Source organism: Pseudomonas sp. TSRC2-2, assembly GCF_049897785.1.
In the GTDB taxonomy this organism is placed as follows: Bacteria; Pseudomonadota; Gammaproteobacteria; order Pseudomonadales; family Pseudomonadaceae; genus Aquipseudomonas.
Genome location: NZ_JAFCWZ010000006.1, coordinates 104,661 through 128,714, shown reverse-complemented (window position 1 = coordinate 128,714; position 24,054 = coordinate 104,661). Strand labels below are relative to the sequence as shown.

Genomic DNA, 24,054 nt, shown 5'->3' with positions numbered 1-24,054 from the left:
TAGGTCCCTTCTGGTCCATCCTTCATCCCTTTGGTTGATACCTGTTCCCAGCTTTTTGAGTAAGGCTGATCGTTCTCTGAAGTCTTTTCTTCGCCTTGATGGCCATTAGGGCAGGCGAAGTACTCGTATGTGCGCATGGTCATATGTGAATTACCTGGATCGTTTAGTCATAGCTAGCTAGTAGGTCGTCATATGCCTCGATCATGCAGTGCGCCTCTTGCCACTTGTTGTGCATTGAAAGCAGCGCCTCTAGAACGTGAGCTCCCGTTCTCATGGCTTTCCCAATACCCCAAAGCAGGTAATCCAGAGTTACCACGGTATTACCAACCTCAAAGGCGTAGGTGTTATTGATTGGCGCATGATTCGGAAATTTCTGGTTAGCACGGTCAACAGCTTCAGCTAGTAGGGGACTCTTATGCATCAGCGAAAAATGCTGATGAGCTTTATTCTGTTTAGAAAGATCATCTAAAGCATGCTTCATGACGGCAAGTTCGCTCCTTAGAGCTTCCATCTCAGCGTCTGCGGGTTTTTCTACCGGCGTTGCGGGGCCAAGCGCGCGAAGTAGCAGATCAAGCATTGGTTTGTAAGACGTGGGATCGGTGAAGTCAGCGTAAAATTTCCCTTTCAGAAAACCTGGCAGCGCCACTTTTTGCACCAACAGTGGCAGAACAACCACTCTGCGCTCTTCGATCTCTCGGTTTGACGCGATCTCCAGTTCCCTCTGCACCCAAACACTACCAATGGAGTGCTCACTTAGAACCGCTGCCACAAAATCTACTTCATCAAGACCTTCACGAATTTTCCCTATGAGGGAGTCACCGATGTTTATTTCGGCTTCATCAATCCAAACAGAATGACCAGCTTGGCGAAGATCGCTCGCGAGACGCCTTGTAAAAGGTTTGTCCGCATGGTTATGACTTAGGAACACCTTACTCATCGGCTAACTTCCATCAAATGATTCTCCGAACTATGTCGCCCAGCCGCGCAGGATCGCCCGCGCAGAGCTTCTTGACCGCTGCAAGGCTCTCAATGCCAAGTATCTCACTGATGTGTCGCAGGTCTTTTCCTACGGAACCGTTCAGTTCATCTGCGCACGTTCATTAGTGGCTACAGCGTGGAAGAGCGTCCCAACTTCGGCGCCTTGCTGCGGAGTCAATACCAGCCCATGTATTAGCCCTCTCAGAAGCCCGCCGGCCTCTGCCATTACCAGATCCAGGTGACGTTGGTCATTCACTGAATCTATTGTTTCCAGCATGCTGACCAGGAGCGGTAAATCGACTGGTGCGAGATTGAGTGAATCCAGTTTGCGTTTGGCCGCATCGCAGTCCAGCGGAAGTGTTGCGATTTTGCTCATCAAAAATACCCTCGTTTGATAGAGGCGAAATGCCCCCTTTACTACGTCCTCGGCCCCGCGTTTGACGGCAGGGCTTGGGGTGTACCTGGGCGACTTTTCCTCGTTACCGGCGTTCGCCACGTTCTACACGCAAAAGGCGGTCGTAAAGTCGTCAAGCGACAAGCTGCCGTCGTTCAGCTGTCCGCCCCGAAGTCTCTCAACATCTTTCGCATTTTCCGCTTTGCCACTTCAAGCTTGGCAGTGTTGGCTTGAAGGTCGGAGGTAAACCACATCACGCCTGCTAGGAAGCTTCCGAACAGATCCTCGAACTTAATAACGGCATATTCCGCCGGGTTTTTCGCTGTGAGCTTCGCATCCCCGGCTACATAAACGAGCTTTCTTAGTGATGAGTTTGTCGTATGACCCGCCGCCTCGGCAGTGCCCATGTGCAAGATGCCGTTACGCGCAACCCAAAGCTCATCAGCGGTGCAGGGCAGAGGATTTTTTGACAGCATGTAATCGTTCACCCAGGCAGCGAAGTCCCTCGGGCCATGCTTATCTGGCTCCACTGAAAGCCAGGACATCTGGTCTATCGCTGTGTAGGTCAGCATCACAGCAGCAAGGTTATGCCCACCGTTACGAAGGTGGGTGATGCTGTCCGCTAGGTTTGCCGCAAACTTGAAAACAGTGTGCTCGTTCATATGACATCCAAGCTGTCGCAGGTGGTGGGAGGGTTGAGGTATTCGCTCATGGGTTGCCTAACGACTAACCTTGCCCGAGCGCACGTCGAGGTACAGTCGATTGGCTTTAGTCATGCCACCGCAGTACATGAAATACATACCTTGACCTTGCGCGGGGGATGACATCCACCCTCCGACTTCCTCAAAGTCCCGTGCAGTGCAGGTACCATTATCTATGAGCTCACGGGCTGTTTTGGCGAACTGATTACGGTAGAGACGGTAATCGTCCGAGCTTTTGATCAACGCGTTGTCACCGCTGGCATCCTCACCTGGATCGGCGGGCCTATCCTTTGTAAGTGACTTTGTTGGTACCCACTCTGCGAACATCCCGTTTACGATGCCGTTGCTGGCAACGCACGTGGAGTTCCCACTCTTCACATATTCACTGGTACCGCCTGAGCAAGAGCCTGAGTAGGGCTTTGTAACGCGGACCCAAGCGCCTTTCGTCTCCAAAACCTCTACTCCCTCGCGAAACATTAGCTGACCGGTAACCCCGCATTTAACGGACGGACAGGTATGGCGCGACACTCGGTCGGCAGACACCCAGAGATTTGGTTCTGCAACAGCAATGTTTGTGGTCATCAAGAAAGCCATGGCCGTGAGCAATACGGGTGGGGTAATACAGCGCTGCATTTTGACTATGATGGTCATGTCGTTTTTTCCTTCCTACGACCAATCGTGATGATTAGGGTCGATCAATGCCCTTCCAGGTAAGATCATTTCCTTACCTGAATCGATGCGAGCGACGACCCAGTTGCCGCGACCACCGTAGGTGGTTGCAGCAACCGTAAGGGTTGTTTATCAAGATTTTCCAGTCGGTTGCACGAGGATAAGGCTTCGTTACCGTCGCCCGGCTTTAAGCTCGGCCAAACGCGCCTTTTTCGCGTCACTAGCTTCATGATCCAGCATGTCTTTCTCAGTTTGGGTGATCAGATCAAAGTCCCCGAGAGCAAGCTGATAACCCCACGCGGTGTTATAAGCACCCTCAGTGCTCTCGACGTCCACCGCTGTTTTGATTGATTTGATGTACTGGCGAGCCTTTTCTAGTGCATTCGGCATGTGTCGTCCTTTTTTTTGAGAGCGCGAAAACCGCACTCCTAAACCGCCGAAGCCCGTAAGGAGGGCTTTTAGGCGCAGTTATTTTTCCTGTAATTCGGCTTAGATCTTCTTGACCCTATCGGTCGCGTACGCATTCGTGAGGGTGTCCGGGGGAACGATCTGTCCGGGTCGAGACTGGGGCGCCTACAGGTGCCCCAGCTCACGCATCACGTCAGCGCATAAATCAAGCCGGCATAGGGTTACCGTCAAAGCCATGAGCTTCTTCTTGATCGCGAAGAACTGCACGCGTCGTCTTGTCCGAGATTGGAGTACCACTCAGGCAGTCGTCGTACAGCTTGACCATGGTCGGAATCTCGCTCTCGGAGTATTCGTTGTTCTTGCCCAACCGCTTGCTGCTAGCGGTCAGGATCGAAGCGATAGCGTCATGGGGAACGTCTGCCTGATCCAGCTTGTAGGCGCGCTCAATAGCGTGGCCGGCGCGATCAGTTGGACCCGAGAATTTCTCCAGGCCGTCCGTGATCGCCGCAATGGTGTTATCGATGGTTTTTTTCATTTGCTGTCTCTGTTGAGTTGCCATCCGCACGTCGGGATGGTCGTTCCGACTATACGAATCTCGTGATGGCCCGCAAGGTGGTGGCGCTTTTTTTCTATGGCAATTGGCAGTAGAGCGGGAGCTGATAAATCTCAGCCTTGCTGACTTCCCCTAGCCCCTTCCCAGTCATTACCTTTTTGGTCAGCGCATCTGCCAGATCGCATATTGGTTTCATGTTGAGGGTGACCAGAGTGAATGCTTCATTCTGAAGCGAAATCAACAAATCCCTGGACGAAAAGCTTTGGCTGAACGGCAACGAATTGTGGAGCAAAACGGTTAGCTCTCGTGTAATTGCATAATCCTGGCCGGCGCCTGTTTCCCCGGCCTCAAGAATGAGTTGTGCTGCTTGGGCATTAACTTTCTGTTGCCCCCGATCTATGGCTTCACCCATCGCTCCGGCTAGCTTGATTAGCGCTCGCCGCCGTACAACAGCACGCATCTCTTCGATCGTCTCGAACCGCGCATCAAAAGTAGTGTTGGCTTTGCCCCTATGGGCGTCTAACGATTGGATTTCCAACTTGATTTCTTGCGCGTCAAAACCCAACGCAACCGCAATAATCCAGTGTGCCGCCTCATGCTGGGAAAGAGCGACAACTCGCTGAATAAGCTCAATAGGCTCGATGGGCATCGTCTTTTTCTTAGTTCAGAGAGCCTTTTGGCTGGGTACAATTTCAGAAACCCAATCGTATTGAGTTCCCTTCATCAATCGTGTCGTCGGCTTGTTGAAAAGGGTTGAACGCCACCGAAGTATCAGAAACTCCTCGACTTCTTTTCGCCCAAAAGGTACCAAAACGAAGGAAAGCATGTAGGTTTTCGAAAGTATGCTGATCAATCCCGGCTGGTCACCAACGTCAATGCTGAACTGCCTGCATGTGAGCCGAGCGAAGGTATGATTTTCGACCCGAGTCAAGTCCCTCATTCGCGACCTTAAAGATGAAGTTTCTCCAACGTAGATAGGGGTGGCATCTCTCCAGAGAACATAGACACCTGCATCCTGTGGCACGTCGCTCGCCCATTTCTGGCCTTCCGCTACGATTCTGCGCGGCGCGACATAGAGGGCGGCTTCATAATCGCGGAGTGACTGTTTAACGCTCATTCGGCTTTTCCTACCTTAGTGGGACTGATGCTTCTCCATATAGCGAAGCACCTCGAATCGATCAGCATGGACCAAGGCGCATGCTGAATAATCACCTTCCCAAACAGCCGTAGCCCAAGTTCCCTCTAGCCCTGCATGCCAGAATGCTCCCCATTTCCCATTTGGTAGCTCCAGCAAAAGCCATTCTGGAAATGGACACTTCCGTGCCAGGCTCAAAACATATTCGTCATGATGCGGTTCGCTCGGCATTCCCATACAGTGTTGCTCCTGTTTCCTATGGTGCATCAGGATCAATGGCGACCCACGCTTTCGTGCCGTTGTAGTCATTGCCGCCTATTACAATCAGCCTTCCACCTTTGCGGCTCGCTCGTCCCAGGTTTCAAGAACGAAAGCGGCAATGGTGTGCGCTGCATGCACTGCTAACCGAGCGTGTCTAGGTTTTAATCTGTAAGGTCGCTTCACCGGACCATGTGCTGAGCTTCCATGGGTGCGCAGCGCACCGATTCCATTCACTGTGGCCATGATTCCACTGATAATTTCCTGAAGATCTCGCTCCTCTATAATCGATGCGTCTAGTCCAAGATCTGCTTTGACGACCTTCCATACTGCTTGAAGGTCCTGCTTGGCTGGCATTGAGAGGTGTGAGTGTTCCTCAATATAAATTTTGAAAATCGTTTCTAATATGTTGCACGCCGCTGATACTGCTTCTCTTGGGCTTGCCACGACATTTTTCAGAGCGCGATCGAATTCAAATTCAATCACGTCTAGGTTCCGAGCCTTAACGAGCTCTGCCAGAGATTTTGTAGCGATACCTTGTCCATGGCTAAGAATTCCGCCAGAGCTATATGAGAAACCAGCTCTGGCCAGCGCGTCCTTGATTTTTTTCACCCTCAACTTATGCGCCTCAACGGCAGCTTCGGGTTGCCAAAAGGAGGCACTGGGTTCCGGGGCATCCAGATATTTTTCGACAATTCGCCCAATAATCGAAAGCGCGCGGTCGCCACTCTCCTTGTTTATTCGTCTCAACCAGTCAAGCGCCTTTACCGGCTTGCTTCCCTCGGGAGGATCGCCAGGTGCTTCTGCGTACATAAATAAGCTATCTAAGCTTGCGTGAGTTTCGGCCTCTGCTACCGCGTCAGCGACCGCAGCGAGTACGAAGGCGGGTACCGGAAACTTATTCATAATCAGAGAACTCGGCCATACAGTGGGTGATCGATTTCTTGCCGCTCCATCTCCAGCGCAGGTACTCGGCTTTGAAATCCTCCGGGGTCAATCTTTGAACCGACATCAAATAATTCTCCGCACTATGTCGCCCAGACGGGCTGGATCACCTGCGCATAGCTTCTTGACCGCTTCCAGACTCTCGATGCCCAATATCTCGCTGATGTGCCGTAAGTCGATGCCGCGGCGTTTCAACTTGACCGCAAGTGTGCGGCGTCCAGACTGTGCGCTGGCCCCCTCGATCCCGGCCATGCTGAACAGGCGTGTATAGAGTCGGCTGAGCTGGTTCGCGCTGTAGTACGTTTTACCGTCACGCTTCTGAGCGCTGATCTTCAACCCCTCGCCAGTGCGACCGGACACGAACAACGGCGAGTCAGGATCAAGTCCACGAAAGGCCATCACTCTGGTTGAAACGCCGTGACCACGTGCGAGGCGTTCGGCAAGGTGCGCGTCTATGGCATTAGTCAACTTCTTGCTGGTCCAGCACAACGGCCTGGAGCGATGGTTGTAGGCGATTTCTGCACGCACCAGGGAGTCGATCAGCACAGTGCCGGATTCTGTCAGGTAGTCGCTCACGCGAAGGCGGCAGATCTCTGTCACGGTCATGCCGGTGCCAAAGCATGTAAGCAGCATTTTCAGTACCGTCTCCACGTCGCTGGTGGGTGCCCGGACTCCGGCTGGCCAAAGAACGCCGCGCGACCGGAATTTTGCTGGCGAGCTTGCTTCAACGCTTAAATCCTTCCGTGGGTATAATCGGTCAAATTGAGGAAAAACTCTCCTTCTTTGACAGGCATTTTTCATGATCCGTTTTGGTCTTTACAACGACGCGGTACCTGAAGCTCTTGCACAGCAAATTATCGGTATGGCAGCCCGTTATACGACGGATCTCGCGATGGATGCTTGCCCATCCGACCATCCTCTTTACCCGATTTCACAGATCTATCTACAGTTTGAAATTCACGCATACCTAAGCGCGATCGGACAGCCTGGTGGGGGGAACGGGGAGGTGCTCGTAGCGTTCGATGACGATGAGTATCCAGGTTTGCTAATTGGCTTTTTGCTTTACATGCCGCTCACCGGTTCTCAAGAGCATTGTGGGGTCAACTACGGTGCGGTTCATGAGGGCTTTCGAGGACGAGGTGTCTTCTCAGCATTAATCCATCACATGCTTCAACGATATCCATCAGCCACATTGACGTGTTTTGTAGAAAGCGTCCCGCTTTATGAGCGGTTGGGGTTTAAGGTGGAGCTGGCGCGAAGCAGTCAGGTGCAGATGTATTCTTCCCCAGCACCGGATGACATGGGTATGCCTGTCATGGACATGTCGCGGATTAAAGATCACCCCGCGGTCATACAGGCCCGTAAGGATGCGATTGCGACACACGGCATCGAGGTCATTGATTGGGCGTACAGAGACTCTGACGAGCGTATCAAAGCGCTTTGCCTGAAGGCCGAAACTTACGTTGCGAAACGTCTAGGTTGTCATGCCCCGCTTGAATAAGCGGGGATGGCGCACGTCGTCCCGCACGCTCGACAACAGGGGGGCGAGTTGGAGCTCAATAGACCTATATCAAGGAAGCTTGCGGTTTTAGGAAGTGTGAAACATTTTTGGCTCTGCTGGGATTAGGTCTAATCGTCCCATGGCCTTTGTTGCCGGCCGCCTAAGTTACGGTAGGATGCCACCCACCTAATTCACAGAATGACGCGGAGGCCTGTCTAGGGTCAATTGCGTGCAATCAATAGCAACCGGGCCGTTCGAAATCGATCAGAACCGGCGGTAACGGGTTTTCATTTCACCAGATGAAGATAAAGCGAGCCCATGAACGAATTGTCCGCTCCTGAGCAATACGACCTCCAAACAGCATCTTTAAAGGTTCCACCGCACTCCATCGAGGCTGAACAGGCTGTACTCGGTGGTCTGATGCTGGACAACAACGCCTGGGAACGCGTGCTCGATCAAGTCTCCGATGGCGATTTCTATCGACACGACCACCGTCTGATTTTCCGCGCGATCGCCAAACTGGCCGATCAGAACTCGCCGATCGACGTCGTGACCCTTGCCGAGCAATTGGACAAGGAAGGCCAGACGTCGCAAGTTGGCGGCCTCGGTTATCTTGGCGAACTGGCGAAAAACACGCCTTCCGTCGCCAACATCAAGGCCTATGCGCAGATCGTCCGCCAGCGTGCGACGTTGCGCCAACTGATCGGCATCAGCACCGAGATTGCCGACAGCGCCTTCAACCCGGAAGGTCGCACCGCTGAAGAAATCCTCGACGAAGCCGAACGGCAGATATTCCAGATCGCCGAAGCGCGGCCCAAGACCGGCGGCCCGGTCGGCGTCAATGAGCTGCTGACCAAGGCCATCGACCGCATCGACACGTTGTTCAACACCGCCGACGCCATCACCGGTCTGTCTACGGGTTACACCGACCTCGACGAGAAGACCAGCGGCTTGCAGCCGTCCGACCTGATCATTGTCGCCGGCCGACCGTCGATGGGTAAAACCACCTTCGCGATGAACCTGGTGGAAAACGCCGTGTTGCGCAGCGAGAAGGCTGTCCTGGTTTACTCGCTCGAGATGCCAGGCGAATCGCTGATCATGCGTATGCTGTCTTCGCTCGGCCGAATCGACCAGACCAAGGTGCGTTCCGGCCAGCTCGAAGACGACGACTGGCCGCGCCTGACGTCGGCGGTCAATCTGCTCAACGACCGCAAACTGTTCATCGATGACACCGCCGGCATCAGTCCTTCTGAAATGCGCGCGCGCACTCGTCGTCTGGTGCGTGAGCACGGCGATGTCGGCCTGATCATGATCGACTACCTGCAACTGATGCAGATTCCCGGGTCCAGCGGTGACAACCGCACCAACGAGATTTCCGAGATCTCGCGATCCCTGAAAGCCCTGGCCAAGGAATTCAACTGTCCGGTAGTGGCGCTGTCGCAGCTCAACCGTTCCCTCGAACAGCGCCCGAACAAACGCCCAGTGAACTCCGACTTGCGTGAATCTGGTGCAATCGAGCAGGACGCCGACGTGATCATGTTCGTTTACCGCGACGAGGTGTATCACCCGGAAACCGAGCACAAGGGCATCGCCGAAATCATCATCGGCAAGCAGCGGAACGGCCCGATCGGCTTTATCCGCTTGGCGTTTATCGGCAAGTACACCCGCTTCGAAAACCTAGCTCCGGGCAGCTACAACTTCGACGACGACGAGTAGGGCTATATGGTCTTGGCAATGAGACTTTGCTCGCGTTGAGCGCTTGTTTTTGACCGTGCCCAAAGCTACCTTAGAAACTGATTTGGCCTGCAGTATGAACTGCGACCAAATAGGAAGCTGGCCCATCTGCCAGCAATTCGCACCACAGGGAATTCCCAGTCCTTTTATGGACTGATTCTCGTCTAAACCTCCCGGCAACTGGCCGGGTTCTTCGCCTACCGGGCACATTCACCCGGTAGGGTGGGTGTGCCTGCAAAGCTAATTTGGGGGTACACAATATGTCGCTTGAACCAACTTTTTCCGGCTTTGAAACCATTGAGGCGGCACGCGCCTACCGTGAGTCTGCTGGTGGCTGGATTTTCGAGGCTACCACTGGAGCGGTGGTTTGGTTTCACTACCGCTATACACCGACGGTCATCCTTGGGCACCACGCAATTTCCGGTCTGACCGGAAGGTTGGTGTGAAGATGAAAGTAGAATCGGTCGTTCAGCTTCTTCCCGAGGACTGTGGGCTGCAACACTCCATCGTCCGGCTGCACAACAGCAACATCGATTCCAAGAGGTTGGACCGCGGAAGGTTTTTCCGGCGGGAAGCGGTGGTCATATGCAACTCTAAAAATGGCTCGCGAGTACTCCGGTACGCGATGGGTACACCAGGCGGTATCTCAATCACAAAGCGGGCTGTTGCCCTTGATTACGATGCTGTCGATGTGCTCGGCGTCAAATTTAAAACCGACGTCGATCTGGAAATCAGGCGAGCATCGACCTTCGAAATCTACCAATGGTTTTGGAACCATCCTGATCTTGGAATTCGTCTTTCGACTCGACTTGGGGTGATGGGTGGCGTTCTTGGGGTAATGGGGTTTCTCGTTGGCTTAACGCCATTTCTTCACTTATAGGCATCCGTTGCTCATGAGCTTTTAACCTCCAGTCGTTGCACTGGATAGGAAAAGGAAAGACCCGGCATTGTCCGGGTTTTTTTTTGTTCGGGTTTTGAGGCGTGTTGTCTTTTGGTTGGCTGCATTGGCTTTCGGCGCCGATGAAATCTTTGATCAAAGTCTAATTTCAATGACCTTTTGGCCTTCTTACGAATCCACAGACTAATTACCTTGCCTATGAGTTTGGTGTCATGGCTTCGCCTAAAGTCTTACCGTGCCCAGAGCTGATAAAGCCGCAATTGCTGACCATGGCCAGCCGTCCACCGGACGGAGACGAATGGCTGTATCAGATAAAGTTCGACGGCTACAGGCTGATGGCGCGAATTGAGCAAGGTGCCGTTACCTTGTTCACCAAAAATGGGTATGACTGGACGAAACGCATGCCGGTGCTCGCCCACGAGTTGCTCATGCTCCCGGTGCGTTCAGCATGGATTGATGGGGAGGTCGTCGTGCAGGACGAGGATGGTCGCCCTCTCTTTTCGTCGTTGCAGTCGGCTTTCAGTAGTCGCAAAACAGATGACTTGCGCCTTTTTGCGTTCGATTTATTGTTCGAAAATGGCCGCGATTTGCGCTCGCTGCCGATCGAGCAACGTCAATTGCGACTGAGCAAACTCCTCAACCGGGTAGAGCTGCAGCATGTACGCTTAACCGACACACTGGATGTCGATCCTCGTGACTTGCTACACAATGTCTGCGCTTTGGAGATGGAAGGCATCGTCTGCAAGAGAGCGGGCAGCCCTTATGCCTCCGAGCGCAACGGCAACTGGGTTAAGGTCAAATGCTCGCCACGCCAGGAGTTCATCATCCTTGCCTTTACCCGTTCTGCCGGCGGCATCGGCTCGCTGCTGATCGGCCTGCATAACGATGACGGTCAGCTAGTGTATGCCGGCCGTGTGCGCTCCGGCTTTGACAGTCGTACGCTCAAACGCTTGCGCGCCTTGCTTGCGCCATTAGAGCAGGCTGATTCATCTCTTCCATCACCGCCCAAACTATCCAAGGACATCACCGCGGTCTGGGTGAAACCACAACTTGTTTGTGAGGTGAAGTACACCGAAATTACCCCTACAGGTAGGGTAAGACACGCTGTGTTTCTCGGGCTACGTGAGGACAAACCGGCATCTGAAATCAACCTTGAAACAGACACGCACGACGCGCCGTGATCGCTGCGGCAGCCCACTGCATGTCAGGAGGTCACTGTGTATGAAGTCGCTTTCGAAGGCTTTGTGCTTCAGTGCGAATTCACGGTGATTAACGCTGACCCCAACCCGGGGGCGTGGATCGGCGACTGGGACGCCCAGGGATATCAGGAGATAGTGTTTCGTGTGGTTTCTGGGGTGGTCTTCGACGAGAACGAGAGGCCTTCGGATCTCAGTCGAAAAGGCTGTGCGGAGCTGTCCGAGAAGTATGCGGAGTTCATCGAACGCGAGTTGTGGCGCCAGATCGATGCGCAGATGCCTGACGTGGCATAGGGATTTAAGCTGCAAGTGTAGTTTTCAGAAATAAATGCGACTACTTCGAAATAAATGCGACTGACACCGCAGTAATTCACAGCCTCAGCCACTGGCAAGGCAAGTTTGAGGCGGTATGAGTCGACTCTCATTACTCAAACAGACAACGAGAGAAATTATGAATCCTTGCGTAATTCCACATAAAGACAATTTTGTGATTTCGTAGCGTGCCAGCTCGGTGAATGCGCACAGCTGCCTAGATCAAATCGAGCGTTTCTCAGTGTTTACTTGAATCGGAATCACCTAAGTATTCATTGATATCGACTGACAGCTCTTGGCCGAAAACAGTCACTCCTACGCGAAATCCACAGAGAACTGGCCCATGAAAACCGCCCTGATATCCGACACTCACAATCTCCTCCGCTCCGAAGCCATCGGCGCGCTCCAAGGCTGCGACCTGATCATCCACGCCGGCGACATCGGCAACCCGGACATCCTTGCCCAATTGTCCAAAATTGCTCCCGTCCACGCCGTGCGCGGCAACAATGATCTCCGCAGCCTATGGGCCAAAGACTTCCCCGATCTTCTGACCTGCACTCTCAACGGTTGGCAAACACTCCTTATCCACGACATTGCCGAAGTCCCCGCTGATCTAGATCCAGACATAAAGCTCATCATCACCGGCCATTCCCACAAACCGCGCATAGAATGGCGCGGCGATCGTCTATACGTGAACCCTGGTAGCGCCGGCCCTCGGCGTTTTAAATTGCCGGTCACGCTGGCAATTCTCGAGGTACAACCCGACAGCATCGAGCCGCGCCTGATTTCCCTGCTGGATCCCCCCGCTGAAATCACTACGATTACCGCGATCCAGGGAAACCACGCATAATCTGCAGCGCCAACAGTTTACGCAGCGTTTTGTAGGAGGCAGCCAGCCTCTGAAAAATGCTGAATAACGCCCTTGGCGCCACGCTGCCATCGTAGGTTAAGTCAGATACGACTCCAATCTCCTGTGGCCAAACATTGTTCCTTCGCGCAGCGCCTCTCGCGTCTCTAAGTGTTAGCAATCAATGAAAGCTACACGCGAAGGTGTCAGGGGGATTATGGTAAAACCCAAGGACTAGCCCATCAGCTGACATCAACATTTTTGACCGAGGCATCCTCACTTGTTGCTTGGGCAAAGTCCGCTTGTGTAAGTGATTTCTTGGTTCGCCCCCAGCCATTTCGTATGATGCGCAATCTAAGTTTGGGATGCTTGGCGTGAAACCATCATCAAAAGCTCTTGGATCAGGTGCGTATCCCCGGAAAGTCGGGACGGCCTACCCAAGCCAGGACTACCCCGACTGTTTGATCGTCCGAAATACCGGCAACGGAACATCATCGAGCGCCGTGTGTTACCGGGTACGTGATAGTAGTTGCAGTAACCTTTAAACAGACGGCTCGACCATTGTCCGATTACCGGGACGGGCTCATGTCTGCGCTTGTGTAACTGCGCCCGTATCTCCCTGATTGTCGTTCTCATACGCTTGGCGATGGTCACGCGTCTAACCACAAACATCCCGTTCTTGGTTTTGTCACAGATATGCGTGAACCCGAGAAAATCGAAAGTTTCCGGTTTTCCTTCTCCGCGCTTCTTGCGATCTTCGATCGCGAACCAGCCAAACCGTAGCAAACGTGTTTTCTCTGGATGCAGTGTCAGGTTGAACTGGGCTAGTCGAGCCTCCAACGCCTGGCGAAAACTCCATGCATCTTCATGCTTTTCAAACCCAAGCACACTGTCGTCTGCGTATCGCACAGCAATCATCTGACCTCGTGCAGTACGCTCGCGCCATTGCCTGATCCACAAGTCCATCACGTAGTGCAGGTAGATGTTGGCAAGCAACGGTGAAATAACGCCGGCAACAATAGAGCAAACTCTTGGATAAACTGGGGGCTGCGCATTGCCAGGGAGAGTTTTGCTCCGAGGTATGCAGGATGCCCCGACGTCGAGATTGTTCTCGTCATTGAGGTCATCGCCTCCACTGACGGGAGACTTCAGTCATGAGCCGAAAACCGCGGATCTGGCATATTCGTCTGGCTTTCGAGCCAAATCGATTCTCTTGTGAGCAGTTCGAGAGGGTCTACGAGCAGCTAAAACCGACAGATGCGCGCGGTTCCTCAGAATTGCCACAACCCCAATCCTCTGTGACAAAGCATCGTGCTGCCAAGCGAGGTGAACAATGAGCCAGGCTGTGATGGTGGCGTTCTATGCTCGCGTATCCTCTGATCAACAGGCTAAACGCGGCACGATTGAAAGCCAGATTGCCGCGTTGACAGAGCGGATCGTGGCTGATGGTGCCCACGTTGCTGAGGACATGCGCTTTGTCGATGCAGGCGTCAGCGGCGCGACGCTGATTCGCCCACAATTGGAACGGCTCAGAGACCGCGCTGCACTTGGCCTGGTGGAACGTCTCTACGTCCTGTCCCCAGACCGGCTGTCGCGAAAATATGCTCACCAGGCCTTGCTGATGGAAGAACTATCGGCGTGCGGCGTACAGGTCGTCTTCCTCAATCATGCCATTGGCGTCACGCCAGAGGAGTCGTTGCTGCTGCAGATGCAGGGCATGATCGCGGAATATGAGCGTGCCAAAATCATGGAGCGCCATCGTCGCGGCAAGCTTCATGGGGCCAGACGTGGCAGCATCAATGTGCTGTCGACTGCGCCGTACGGTTATCGCTACATTCGTAAGCAACTTGATGGCGCACCCGCACAGTACGTTATCGACCTGCCGCAAGCGGCGACGGTCAGAACCATCTTTCAATGGATTGGGATGGAGCGACTGAGCATCGGCGAAGTGGTGCGACGCCTTGGGGCAACCGGCACCGTCACCGCCTCAGGTAAACCGTATTGGGATCGCAGCACTGTATGGGGAATATTGCAAAATCCAGCCTACATGGGCCGGGCCGCTTTCGGTAAAACACCGGCGCGTGATCGTTTACCTCGGATACGCGCACAACGCCACAGTGCCGAGGTGCCCAGGAAGGGCTACTCCACCGTACGTACCGATCCGAGTCAGTGGATCGAGATAGCCGTACCGGCGATTGTCAGCGAAGGGTTGTTTCAGTCGGTTCAAGAGCAACTTGCTGAGAATCGCAAAGCGACTCGTCAGCGCCGTCATGGTGCGGTCTACCTGCTTCAGGGCTTGACCGTTTGCGGCCATTGTCACTACGCCTATTACGGTAAAAAGGTCAGCAAGGCAGCGGCCAAAGTCCAACGTCGGGACTATGCCTATTATCGTTGCATTGGAACCGATGCCTACCGCTTTGGTGGCGAACGCGTCTGTGACAATCAGCAAATACGAACGGACCGTCTCGATGAACTGGTGTGGCAGCAGGTTGTTGAGCTGCTCGCCCACCCTGGAAGGCTAAAGAATGAATATGAACGTCGGCTGGGAATCCTCGAAGAAAAAGAAAAAACAAACCTTGATACGGCCGCACTGGAACGACAACGACTGCAGCTGGACAAAGGCAGGTCGCGGCTCATCGATAGTTATGCCGAGGGTATGATCGACAAAATGGACTTTGATCCGAAGATGCGGCACTTGAAGAGCCGTCTGGAGCAGCTTGATCAGCAGATTCAGGACTCACGGCGTCATCAGGTGGGGCAGCGCGAGCTGTTTCTCGTGATTAATCGTCTCGAAGAGTTTGCCGCGGCTGTCCATGACCGACTGGGCACTGTCGATTTCGTCACCAAGCGCGAGATCATCCGCGGTCTGGTCAAACGCGTCGAGATTCACAAAGACGAGATTTTGGTGGTGTTCCGGGTTGATCCGGATCCCGGGTTCAACGCCAGCGAGACGTCGACTGGCTCCGGCACCAGAGAAAAAAGTATGCAAGATCGTACGCGGCGTACTGGGCGCACCTTGCGGCGTGCCCTGCTTCGCAGGAATGCGCTTTCCATTTTCGAGAACACCTGTGCGCAGCCATCGAGCTATCAGCGCTAACATTCGCCTATCCGCAATTCGGTGTTGCAGGAAGCACATCATCCATTCGTGATGGTTGTACTGGATAGCTGCTGGTTTTATCGTGTTTATCCTCATAGTGTTTTTTACTCTGTCGCGACAGTTGCGCTCGCGGGTCAGCACCTTGTTACAGGGCGCTCATCAGTTGTCCATGGGCGACCTCAGTTATCGCCTGGCTGAACAGCCCCGTGACGACGAAATCAACCATGTAGCGCGGGCGTTCAATGTAATGGCCGCGCGCTTGGCGGACATGTTGGAAAACACTGTGCGGACAGAAAATCTCGCGGTACTGGGGGCCTTTGCCACGGGCGTGGCCCATGAGGTGCGCAATCCCCTAACAACCATGAAAACTACAGTGCAAGCCTTACTGCGCCGAGAAGAAGAACCCGAACGACGTTACTTGCTGACCGACCTAGGCAAGGAAATCGACCGCTTATCCCATGTCACCAGCGATCTGTTGGAATATGGGAGGCCTCACCCGGCTCAACCCGAGGTGGTTGCTGTCGCGTCGTTGTTCGAGCAGATCGTCCGGCTGGCAGAGCCGGACGACCCGCAATTGCTGTGCGAAACAGAACCAGGCTTGCAGCTTTACGTCGACCCGGACCAGATCCGGCAGATCCTGGTCAACCTTTGTTTGAATGCGTTCCAGGCTTGCGACAACCAGAGCCCCGTGCGCCTGTGCGCCCAAGTATGGGATGGGCAGGTGCGAGTCATGGTCATTGACCAGGGCTGCGGTATCTCCGAGGCGGACTTGCAGCGCATCCGCCAACCGTTTTTTTACCTCCAAGGCGCGGGGTACAGGGCTGGGGCTGAGCATCAGTCAGCAACTGCTGGATGCCAACGGTGCGCGCATGGACATTATCAGTACGCTTGGCGTAGGAACTCAGGTGATCCTGGACTTTCCCGCGCCCCCAGGGAACGAGGCGAAGTAAACCACCGATGTCTGACATTCACGTTTTGATAGTAGATGACGAAGACACACTGGACGAAATTGCCACGCTGAAAATGCATCGGCGAAATATTCACCGCCATCGAGATGCCGGTGATGCCCTGCTCGCCTAACTGGCGCAAGTGCGCGCAGGCCGTATCGAGTACCGCATCGTGAGGGTCGGTGGCGATTTCCTGGATGAACGAGCGATCAATCTTGATCTTGTGGATGGGCAAACGCTTGAGATAACTGAGGCTGGAAAAGCCGGTGCCGAAATCATCGAGCGCAATGCGCACCCCCAACGCCTTGAGCCGGTGCAACGTATCGATCGCGCTATGCAACAGAAGCGACTCGGTGATCTCCAGCTCTAACTGCTCACCACGCAGACCATGTTTCTCCAGGGTGGCTTGGGCGATCACCCAAGGCATTATTTCCATGGCCCATCACCTCAGCCTGACGGTGGTCGCCGAAGGCGTGGAAACGGCGTCTCAGGTGGATTTCCTGAAGGGCAGTCGCTGCGATATTTTTCAGGGGTATTACTTTGCCAAACCAATGCCCTACGCAGAAATCGAAGCTTTCCTGAGCCATCCCGCGTCCCTTCCCTGAGCGGCCATTCTGTCGGGTCCCAGTCCTGTAAATCAGACGCTAAGGCAAATTGTCAGACTCCAACGCAGAACTCCCTCTCCCCAGGCAAGGCGCTCCCTGCGCCTTTCTCACACACTCGGCTCTAACGCTATCGCGCTGCATAACAACAAGAGCCGCGAAAAAATGACTAGTTTCCAACCTGCTACCGAAAATCAGACCGGCCACATCGGCGCCCGTCAGGCCCGTGTCGAGGACGCCGCATTGTTGCGCGGTCTCGGCTGCTATGCCGATGACGCTGCGATCCCGCCGGGGACGCTCCATGCGGCGATCATCCGTTCACCCCACGCTCATGCGCGGATCACCTCGGTGGACTTTTCCAGTGCGCTGCTGATGAAAGGCGTGCACGGCGTGCTGGTCGGCGAAGACGTCAAACGCTGGGCGCTGCCATTTCCGGTGGGTGTACGTCAGCCGATGGAGCACTGGTGCGTCGCCGTCGACAAAGTGCGCTACGTTGGAGAGCCGGTGGCCGTGGTGATCGCCGAGAGCCGCTATCTGGCCGAAGACGCCATCGAAGGTGTGCGCGTTGAATACGAGCCGCTGCCCCCGATCATCGATCCAGAACGGGCCACCGCCGAACAGGCGCCTATCCTGCACGAAGCCGTCGGCAGCAACGTGGTCAACGAACGACGCTTTCGTTATGGCGAGCCGGAGCAGGCCTTCGAGCAGGCGCCGCACAAGGTCTCGCTCAAAGTGAAGTTTCCGCGCAGTTCCTGCACACCCATTGAATGCTATGTGGTGTTGGCTCAGTACGAGCGCGCCACCGGCATTTATGACGTGCTGGCCAATTTCCAGGGCCCCTATGCATTACACACGGTCATGGCCCGGGCTCTGAATGTGCCTGGCAACCGCTTGCGTTTGCGCACACCGAAAGATTCCGGTGGCAGCTTTGGCATCAAGCAAGGGGTTTTCCCTTACGTGGTGATGATGGGGCTGGCGTCACGCAAGGTCGGCGCACCGGTGAAGTGGGTCGAGGACCGTCTGGAACATCTTCAGGGGGCTTCTTCGGCGACCAATCGGGTGACCGAAATTGAAGCGGCGGTAGAAGCAGACGGGCGCATCACCGCTTTGCGTTATGACCAGATCGACGATTGTGGTGCCTACCTTAGAGCGCCTGAACCGGCGACTTTCTACCGCATGCACGGCAACCTGACGGGTGCCTATGCGATCCGCAATCTGCAAGTGCGCAACCGCGTGGTGCTGACCAACAAAACCCCTTCCGGCCTGAACCGTGGTTTCGGTGGCCCGCAGGTATATTTCGCCCTGGAGCGGCTGCTGCAACATATCGCCGTGCAGTTGAAGCTTGATCCGTTGGACGTGATCCGCCGCAACCTGGTGCCGGCCGATGCCTTCCCATATCGCGCGGCCGCCGGTGCGTTGCTCGATTCCGGCAACTACCAAGCTGGCATTGCCTTGGCGGCGGCTGACGGTGGACTCGACGAGTTGCTCAAACGTCGTGATCAGGCGCGGGCGGAAGGTCGAATCTATGGCATTGGCTATGCCGCCGTCATTGAACCCTCGATTTCCAACATGGGTTACATCACCACCGCGATGACACCCGAAGAGCGGCGCAAGGCCGGTCCGAAAAACGGCGCTGTCGCCACCGCAACCATCAACGTCGGCCCGTTGGGTGACGTCAGTGTGCATGTGTCCTCGACACCGCAAGGGCAGGGCCATCAAACCACCGTCGCTCAGGTCGTCGCCGAAGTGCTTGGGGTTGCATTGGAATCCATCGTGGTCAACGTCGAGCTGGATACTCAGAAGGACGCTTGGTCGATTGCCTCGGGCAACTATTCCAGCCGTTTCGCCGGCGCTGTGGCCGGTGCCGTCTATAAGGCCGCGCTGAAGATCCGCGATCGCCTCGCCGTGATTGCCGGCGAGCAATTGCAGGCCAGTCCCGAAGATATTCGTTTCGCCGGCGGCAAGATTTTTGTGGTCAATGGCGGGGCGGTGGCGCCATTCCATCGGATTGCCGGTGCGACCCACTGGTCGCCGGGCCTGCTACCGGAAGGTGAAAGTGGCGGTCTGCGCGAAACCGCGTTCTGGAGCCCGCCGCAATTGGTGGCCCCGGACGACCAGGACCAGGTCAATAGCTCGCTGTGCTACGGCTTTGTCTTCGACATCTGTGGTCTGGAAATCGACCGCATGACCGGCGAGATCCACATCGATCGCTACGTCACCTGCCATGACGCCGGCCGCCTGCTCAACCCCGCGCTGGTCGACGGCCAGATTCGTGGTGGCTTCACCCAAGGCCTCGGCGCGGCGCTGATGGAAGAATTCGCCTACGGTGAGGACGGCAGCTTCCTCTCCGGGACCTTCGCCGATTATCTGGTGCCAACCGCACCGGAAGTGATCGAACCGGTGATCCTGCACATGGATACGCCATCGCCCTTCACCCCGCTGGGCGCCAAGGGTGTGGGCGAGGGCAACAACATGAGCACGCCGGTGTGCATCGCCAACGCGGTGGCCGACGCCCTCGGTCGCTCGGACATCCGTCTGCCACTGACACCATCGAAAGTACGCACGCTCATCGGGATCGACGAGCCCCCTCGGCCCGCCGGTATGGAGCCCGACGAAGACCTGGACGCAGCACCTGCCGGTGGACCCGCGTTGCGGGCCAACGACTCGGTGGTGATTCCTGCTTCGCCGCAACAGGTCTTCGATACCTTGCTCGACCCGCAGACGCTGGCGGCGATCATTCCCGGTTGCCACGACCTCGTGCTTGAAGGCGAGAACCGATACCGCGCAGACGTCACCGTCGGCGTCGGCATGATCCGTGCGCGCTTCGAGGCCAAGGTGGCCCTGAGTGATCTGGACCCACCGCATTCGTTGCGTCTGTCCGGTTCCGGCAGCAGCTCGATGGGTTCGGCCCAGGGCCAGGCCAAAGTGCGTTTCGTCGAACTGGAAAATGGCCACACGCGTCTGGAATACCAATACCAGGTGGCGGTCAGCGGCAAAGTCGCCGCGGTCGGCGGCCGAATGTTGCAAGGGGCCTCGAAAGTGATCATCGGACAAATCTTTACTCGCCTGTCGCAACGGGTCAGCGGCCAAGCCATCTCCACAGGCTGGTGGGCGCGACTGCGCGCCTCGCTTGGCGCGCTGTTTGGCAAGGGGGGTGCGCAATGAAACCGGCTGCTTTCGATTACGTTCGGGCTGAAACCCGTCGTCAGGTGGTTGAGTTGCTCGCCGAGTATGGCCAGGAGGCTCGCATCATCGCCGGTGGCCAATCGCTGATGGCGGTGCTGAACATGCGCCTGGCTCAACCCAAGTTGCTGATCGATATCAATCATGTGGCCGAGCTGGCCTATATCGAGCTGCGCAAGGATTGCTTGGCGGTAGGTGCCGGGGTGCGACAGGCGCAGTTGCTGGCGCGTTCGACCCTGATGGACGAGGTGCCTTTATTGGCACTGGCGATGCCCTGGATCGGCCACTTCCAGACGCGTAATCGCGGTACGGTCTGCGGTTCGGTGGCTCACGCCGACCCCAGCGCCGAGTTGCCGCTGTGCCTGGTGACACTGGGCGGCGAGATCGTTCTCGAGTCCAAAAAAGGCAAGCGCATCGTCAAGGCCGCCGACTTCTTCCAAGGCATTCTCACCACCGACAAGCGTGCGGATGAGCTGGTCGTCGAGGTGCGTTTTCCGCTCAAGCGCGAAGGCATCACCTATCGCTTCCGCGAAATCGCCATGCGCCACGGCGACTTTGCAATTGTCTCCCTGGCCGCGGCCATCGGGACGGACCAGGTCGAACTCGGCATCGGCGGGGTCGCCGACCGTCCGCAACGTCGCAGCCTGCCACGGGGTGCGGCGCTGCCTGACGCGCTCAATCAAACCGCCTGGTCGCTCGATGCACAAGACGACGTGCACGCCAGCGCCGCCTATCGCCGCCAACTGGTTCGCGAGCTGGGTCATCAGATGATCGAAGGAGTCTGAACATGCGTGTAACTGCCGACCAAACCTTTCCGATTCGCCTGGAACTCAATGGCCGCTCCCGCGAAGCGCTGGCCGAACCGCGGACCCAACTCTGCGACTTCCTGCGCCACGACCTCGGTGCCACCGGCGTCCATGTCGGTTGCGAACACGGTGTCTGCGGCGCCTGCACGGTGCTGGTGGACGGGGTCGCCATGCGTTCCTGCCTGATGCTCGCGGTACAGGGGCACGAACGGCGTATCGAGACCGTCGAGTCCCTGGCCGACGACGACACACTGAGCGATCTGCAACAAGCCTTTCGCCGTCATCACGCCTTGCAGTGCGGCTTTTGCACTGCGGGCATTCTCATGTCCTGCGTGGATTTCCTCGAACGGGTACCCAACCCGGACGAGACCCAGGTACGCGACATGCTTTCGGGGCATCTATGTCGCTGCACGGGCTACACCGGCATCGTCCAGGCCGTGCTCGAAGTCGCTGCCCAGCGCCAAACGAACAAAGGGGTATAACAATAATGTTCGATCTCGGACGCAGTTTTCTCGCTGCCGTTGAACGCCGACCGCACGCCGTGGCGGTCAGTGACGGTGCGTTGAAGAAAACCTATGAAGACTGGTTCGTCGATATCCAGAGCGCAGCGCGGGGCTTGCAACGCCTTAGGCTGCAACGGGGTGACCGACTGCTGGTAGCGATGCAGAACCGCTGGCAGATGGCGACCCTGCATTGGGCCTGTCAGTTTGCGGGCGTGGTCATGACCCCGTTGAACTGGCGTTCGACTGCCGATGAACTGGGCTACTGCATCGAAGATGCGCAAATCCGCGCACTGGCTTACGACGACGCGACCGTGGCCGCGGTGGCCGGTTGCAGCGCCGCCACCAGGCTGCCACGGATCGCCGCCGGTATCCGTGCCGCCGACACCGACCTGAGTTTCGAGGAGCTGTGTTCGCAGACCCCCTCCGACATCATTTTGCAGGCCGACGCCGAAGACTTTTCACTGCTGCTGTACACCTCCGGAACCACCAGCAAGCCCAAGGGCGTGCCCCGTCGGCACCGTAGTGAACGCGCCGCGGCGGTGGCCCACGTAGCGCAAAACCTCTACCGCCAGAGCGAGTGCACGCTGGGTGTCATGCCGCTTTACCACACCATGGGCGTGCGTTCGTTGCTGTCCATGGCGCTGATCGACGGGCATTTCGTCTGTGTGCCGAAGTTCGACGTGGAAGCCACGCTGCAGGCCATCGAGCGGGAAAAGGTCAGCAACCTGTACCTCGTACCGACGCTCTACCACATGCTCATCGAGCACCCGGCCTTCGGCCGCGAGCGAGTAGCCAGTGTGGAGAAAATCGGCTTTGCCGGCGCGCCGATGAGCGACGGCTTGATGCGTCGCGTCGAGCAGGCGTTCCAGCCGCAGTTGTTCGTCAACCATTACGGCAGCTCGGAAATCTACACCTTCACCATCGACCAGCAGGCCAGTCGCAAACCCGGCTCCTCAGGGCGCAGTGCAATGAACCAGCGCGTGCGCGTGGTACCGATCGATGCTGAAACGGTGGACGTGCAGGCCAACCCATTGGAGGAGGGCCAGATCATCGCCGACCTGGCGAGTGACGAGGCGTTCGAAGGCTACCTGAACCGCCCTGAGGCGAACGCCAAGGCGTTGCGCGACGGATGGTATTTCACCGGTGACATCGGCTACTTCGATCTGGAAGGCGATCTGTTCGTCACGGGTCGTGTCGATGACTTGATCATCACCGGCGGCGAAAACGTCAGCCCGGCGGAAATCGAAAACATGCTCTCTCTGCACCCGGCAGTGGAAGAAGTGGTGGTGGTCGGTCTGCCTGACGAGCAGTGGGGCAAGATCATTGCAGCGTTTATCAAGCTGCGCGCCGAGGTGTCGGAATGCGACCTCGATGCTCATTGCATCGCTTCGGGCCTGGCCAAATTCAAGCGGCCACGGCGTTACCAGTTCATCGATCAGATTCCCAAATCTCCAGTTGGCAAGGTGCTGCGGCGCGTGCTGCTGGCCCAATTTCAGGAACAGGCCTTGAAGGCCATCAGCTAATCATCCAGAGGACACTCCAATGCAACAACAAGCGATCCAGCAATTTCTCGACACTCAGTTCGATGGCTTCCAGGTTGAAGTCGATGTGTCCCGCGAGCGCGCTGACATCATCCTCAACCGGGCGCCGTTGAACGTCATTTCCATGGGGCAGCGCGATCAACTGCGCCTGGTCTTCGAAGCCCTCGATGCACACAAAGATGTGCGCGTCATCGTGCTGCGCTCGGTGGGTGAACACTTCTCCAGCGGTGGCGACATCAAGGGTTTCCTTGAAGCTTCGCCGGAGCACGTTTCGAAGCTGGCCTGGAACGTTGCGGCACCGGCACGTTGCGAAAAACCGGTAATCGTCGCCAACCGTGGTTACACCTTCGGCGTCGGTTTTGAATTGTCCCTGGCCTGCGATTTCCGCGTTGCTTCGCAAACCACGCGCTACGCCTTGCCGGAGCAGAACCTGGGTCAGATCCCAGGCTCGGGAGGCTCCGCACGCCTGCAGAAAATCATCGGCATCACCCGCACCAAACACATGGTGATGCGCGCCAAGCGCATTACGGGCGACCAGGCCTATGCCTGGGGTATTGCTACCGAGGTCGTGCCAGATACCGAACTGGAAAACACCGTCGATGCGCTGGCTGATGAACTGCGGCGCTTCTCGCCGCTGGCTCAGCGCACGGCGAAAAAACTGATCAACGACAACGAAGATGCGCCGCTGACCGTCGCGATCGAAATGGAAGGTCACTGCTACAGCCGCCTGCGCAGCTCCAAGGACTTCAAGGAAGGCGTCGAAGCGTTTCACAGCAAGCGTCCGGCAGTGTTCACCGGCGAGTAAATGCGTACCGGCGAGCAGGCCCGGGAGCATGTCGGCAACGG

23 protein-coding genes and 4 pseudogenes are annotated in these 24,054 nt (G+C 56.2%); 15 read left to right on the top strand and 12 right to left on the bottom strand.

Annotated features, from left to right (window positions below; translation table 11 throughout):
- Positions 1–163 precede the first annotated feature (163 nt).
- The 10 genes from ACP7D9_RS13795 to ACP7D9_RS13750 form a co-directional block, all read right to left on the bottom strand.
- Positions 164–937 (bottom strand): TIR domain-containing protein, encoded by a 774-nt coding sequence (locus ACP7D9_RS13795; RefSeq protein ID WP_426158013.1) that lies wholly within the window; start codon positions 935–937, stop codon positions 164–166.
- A gap of 141 nt (positions 938–1,078) precedes the next feature.
- Positions 1,079–1,354 (bottom strand): hypothetical protein, encoded by a 276-nt coding sequence (locus ACP7D9_RS13790; protein ID WP_213547618.1) that lies wholly within the window; start codon positions 1,352–1,354, stop codon positions 1,079–1,081.
- A 173-nt stretch (positions 1,355–1,527) separates the two neighbouring features.
- Positions 1,528–2,034 carry a hypothetical protein gene (locus ACP7D9_RS13785; RefSeq protein ID WP_078828249.1) on the bottom strand — a complete coding sequence of 169 codons (507 nt, stop codon included), beginning with the start codon at positions 2,032–2,034 and terminating at the stop codon, positions 1,528–1,530.
- 57 nt (positions 2,035–2,091) lie between these two features.
- Positions 2,092–2,724, bottom strand: a complete 633-nt coding sequence (locus ACP7D9_RS13780) for a hypothetical protein (RefSeq protein ID WP_078828250.1) — start codon at positions 2,722–2,724, stop codon at positions 2,092–2,094.
- A 189-nt stretch (positions 2,725–2,913) separates the two neighbouring features.
- Positions 2,914–3,132, bottom strand: a complete 219-nt coding sequence (locus ACP7D9_RS13775; RefSeq protein ID WP_078828251.1) for a hypothetical protein — start codon at positions 3,130–3,132, stop codon at positions 2,914–2,916.
- A gap of 223 nt (positions 3,133–3,355) precedes the next feature.
- On the bottom strand, positions 3,356–3,685 hold the full coding sequence (locus ACP7D9_RS13770; protein WP_078828252.1) for a hypothetical protein: 330 nt from the start codon (positions 3,683–3,685) through the stop codon (positions 3,356–3,358).
- Positions 3,686–3,779: 94 nt separating this feature from the next.
- Entirely contained in the window at positions 3,780–4,352 is a 573-nt protein-coding gene (locus ACP7D9_RS13765) for a hypothetical protein (RefSeq protein WP_426158009.1), read from the bottom strand.
- A gap of 15 nt (positions 4,353–4,367) precedes the next feature.
- Complete coding sequence (locus ACP7D9_RS13760) at positions 4,368–4,820, bottom strand: hypothetical protein (protein ID WP_426158007.1); 453 nt, start codon at positions 4,818–4,820, stop codon at positions 4,368–4,370.
- A gap of 342 nt (positions 4,821–5,162) precedes the next feature.
- The gene (locus ACP7D9_RS13755; RefSeq protein WP_426158005.1) at positions 5,163–6,002 is read right to left on the bottom strand and encodes an abortive infection family protein; all 840 of its coding nucleotides are present in this window, start codon (positions 6,000–6,002) and stop codon (positions 5,163–5,165) included.
- A 105-nt stretch (positions 6,003–6,107) separates the two neighbouring features.
- Positions 6,108–6,674: a tyrosine-type recombinase/integrase gene (locus ACP7D9_RS13750; RefSeq protein WP_426158003.1), complete on the bottom strand. Its 567-nt coding sequence runs from the start codon at positions 6,672–6,674 to the stop codon at positions 6,108–6,110.
- Between the two features lie 166 nt (positions 6,675–6,840).
- Between ACP7D9_RS13750 and ACP7D9_RS13745 the strand changes: the two genes are divergently transcribed.
- The 7 genes from ACP7D9_RS13745 (at position 6,841) to ACP7D9_RS13715 (ending at position 12,532) form a co-directional block, all read left to right on the top strand.
- Positions 6,841–7,542 (top strand): GNAT family N-acetyltransferase, encoded by a 702-nt coding sequence (locus ACP7D9_RS13745; protein ID WP_426158001.1) that lies wholly within the window; start codon positions 6,841–6,843, stop codon positions 7,540–7,542.
- 318 nt (positions 7,543–7,860) lie between these two features.
- The gene (gene dnaB / locus ACP7D9_RS13740; RefSeq protein ID WP_426157999.1) at positions 7,861–9,258 is read left to right on the top strand and encodes a replicative DNA helicase; all 1,398 of its coding nucleotides are present in this window, start codon (positions 7,861–7,863) and stop codon (positions 9,256–9,258) included.
- Positions 9,259–9,536: 278 nt separating this feature from the next.
- Positions 9,537–9,722 carry a hypothetical protein gene (locus ACP7D9_RS13735; protein WP_426157997.1) on the top strand — a complete coding sequence of 62 codons (186 nt, stop codon included), beginning with the start codon at positions 9,537–9,539 and terminating at the stop codon, positions 9,720–9,722.
- A gap of 2 nt (positions 9,723–9,724) precedes the next feature.
- The gene (locus tag ACP7D9_RS13730) at positions 9,725–10,156 is read left to right on the top strand and encodes a hypothetical protein (protein WP_426158337.1); all 432 of its coding nucleotides are present in this window, start codon (positions 9,725–9,727) and stop codon (positions 10,154–10,156) included.
- Between the two features lie 230 nt (positions 10,157–10,386).
- Positions 10,387–11,355, top strand: a complete 969-nt coding sequence (ligD, locus tag ACP7D9_RS13725; protein WP_426157995.1) for a non-homologous end-joining DNA ligase — start codon at positions 10,387–10,389, stop codon at positions 11,353–11,355.
- 36 nt (positions 11,356–11,391) lie between these two features.
- Positions 11,392–11,664: a hypothetical protein gene (locus ACP7D9_RS13720; protein WP_426157993.1), complete on the top strand. Its 273-nt coding sequence runs from the start codon at positions 11,392–11,394 to the stop codon at positions 11,662–11,664.
- 361 nt (positions 11,665–12,025) lie between these two features.
- Complete coding sequence (locus tag ACP7D9_RS13715; RefSeq protein WP_426157991.1) at positions 12,026–12,532, top strand: metallophosphoesterase family protein; 507 nt, start codon at positions 12,026–12,028, stop codon at positions 12,530–12,532.
- Between the two features lie 708 nt (positions 12,533–13,240).
- Here the strand turns inward: ACP7D9_RS13715 and ACP7D9_RS13710 are convergent.
- Positions 13,241–13,525, bottom strand: a pseudogene (locus ACP7D9_RS13710) (reverse transcriptase domain-containing protein); the annotation flags it as partial.
- A gap of 337 nt (positions 13,526–13,862) precedes the next feature.
- On the opposite strand from ACP7D9_RS13710, the gene ACP7D9_RS13705 reads away from it, so the two are divergent.
- Together ACP7D9_RS13705 and ACP7D9_RS13700 are read left to right on the top strand one after the other, a co-directional pair.
- Positions 13,863–15,626 carry a recombinase family protein gene (locus ACP7D9_RS13705; protein ID WP_256557689.1) on the top strand — a complete coding sequence of 588 codons (1,764 nt, stop codon included), beginning with the start codon at positions 13,863–13,865 and terminating at the stop codon, positions 15,624–15,626.
- A gap of 169 nt (positions 15,627–15,795) precedes the next feature.
- Positions 15,796–16,576 (top strand): annotated as a pseudogene (locus tag ACP7D9_RS13700) (histidine kinase dimerization/phospho-acceptor domain-containing protein).
- 157 nt (positions 16,577–16,733) lie between these two features.
- On the opposite strand, the pseudogene ACP7D9_RS13695 reads toward ACP7D9_RS13700, so the two are convergent.
- Positions 16,734–16,982: pseudogene (locus tag ACP7D9_RS13695) on the bottom strand (EAL domain-containing protein); the annotation flags it as partial.
- Position 16,983: 1 nt separating this feature from the next.
- On the opposite strand from ACP7D9_RS13695, the pseudogene ACP7D9_RS13690 reads away from it, so the two are divergent.
- The 6 genes and pseudogenes from ACP7D9_RS13690 to ACP7D9_RS13665 form a co-directional block, all read left to right on the top strand.
- Positions 16,984–17,178: pseudogene (locus ACP7D9_RS13690) on the top strand (EAL domain-containing protein); the annotation flags it as partial.
- Between the two features lie 162 nt (positions 17,179–17,340).
- Positions 17,341–20,340, top strand: coding sequence for a molybdopterin cofactor-binding domain-containing protein (locus ACP7D9_RS13685; RefSeq protein WP_213553383.1), 3,000 nt, complete (start codon positions 17,341–17,343; stop codon positions 20,338–20,340).
- Entirely contained in the window at positions 20,337–21,143 is an 807-nt protein-coding gene (locus tag ACP7D9_RS13680) for an FAD binding domain-containing protein (RefSeq protein WP_017737798.1), read from the top strand. Before ACP7D9_RS13685 ends, ACP7D9_RS13680 begins: the two co-directional genes overlap by 4 nt.
- A gap of 2 nt (positions 21,144–21,145) precedes the next feature.
- A complete protein-coding gene (locus ACP7D9_RS13675; RefSeq protein ID WP_008060977.1) occupies positions 21,146–21,646 on the top strand; it encodes a (2Fe-2S)-binding protein in 501 nt (166 codons plus the stop codon).
- Positions 21,647–21,651: 5 nt separating this feature from the next.
- The gene (locus tag ACP7D9_RS13670; RefSeq protein ID WP_069556810.1) at positions 21,652–23,190 is read left to right on the top strand and encodes an AMP-binding protein; all 1,539 of its coding nucleotides are present in this window, start codon (positions 21,652–21,654) and stop codon (positions 23,188–23,190) included.
- Positions 23,191–23,209: 19 nt separating this feature from the next.
- On the top strand, positions 23,210–24,013 hold the full coding sequence (locus ACP7D9_RS13665; RefSeq protein WP_052229556.1) for an enoyl-CoA hydratase/isomerase family protein: 804 nt from the start codon (positions 23,210–23,212) through the stop codon (positions 24,011–24,013).
- Positions 24,014–24,054 lie beyond the last annotated feature (41 nt).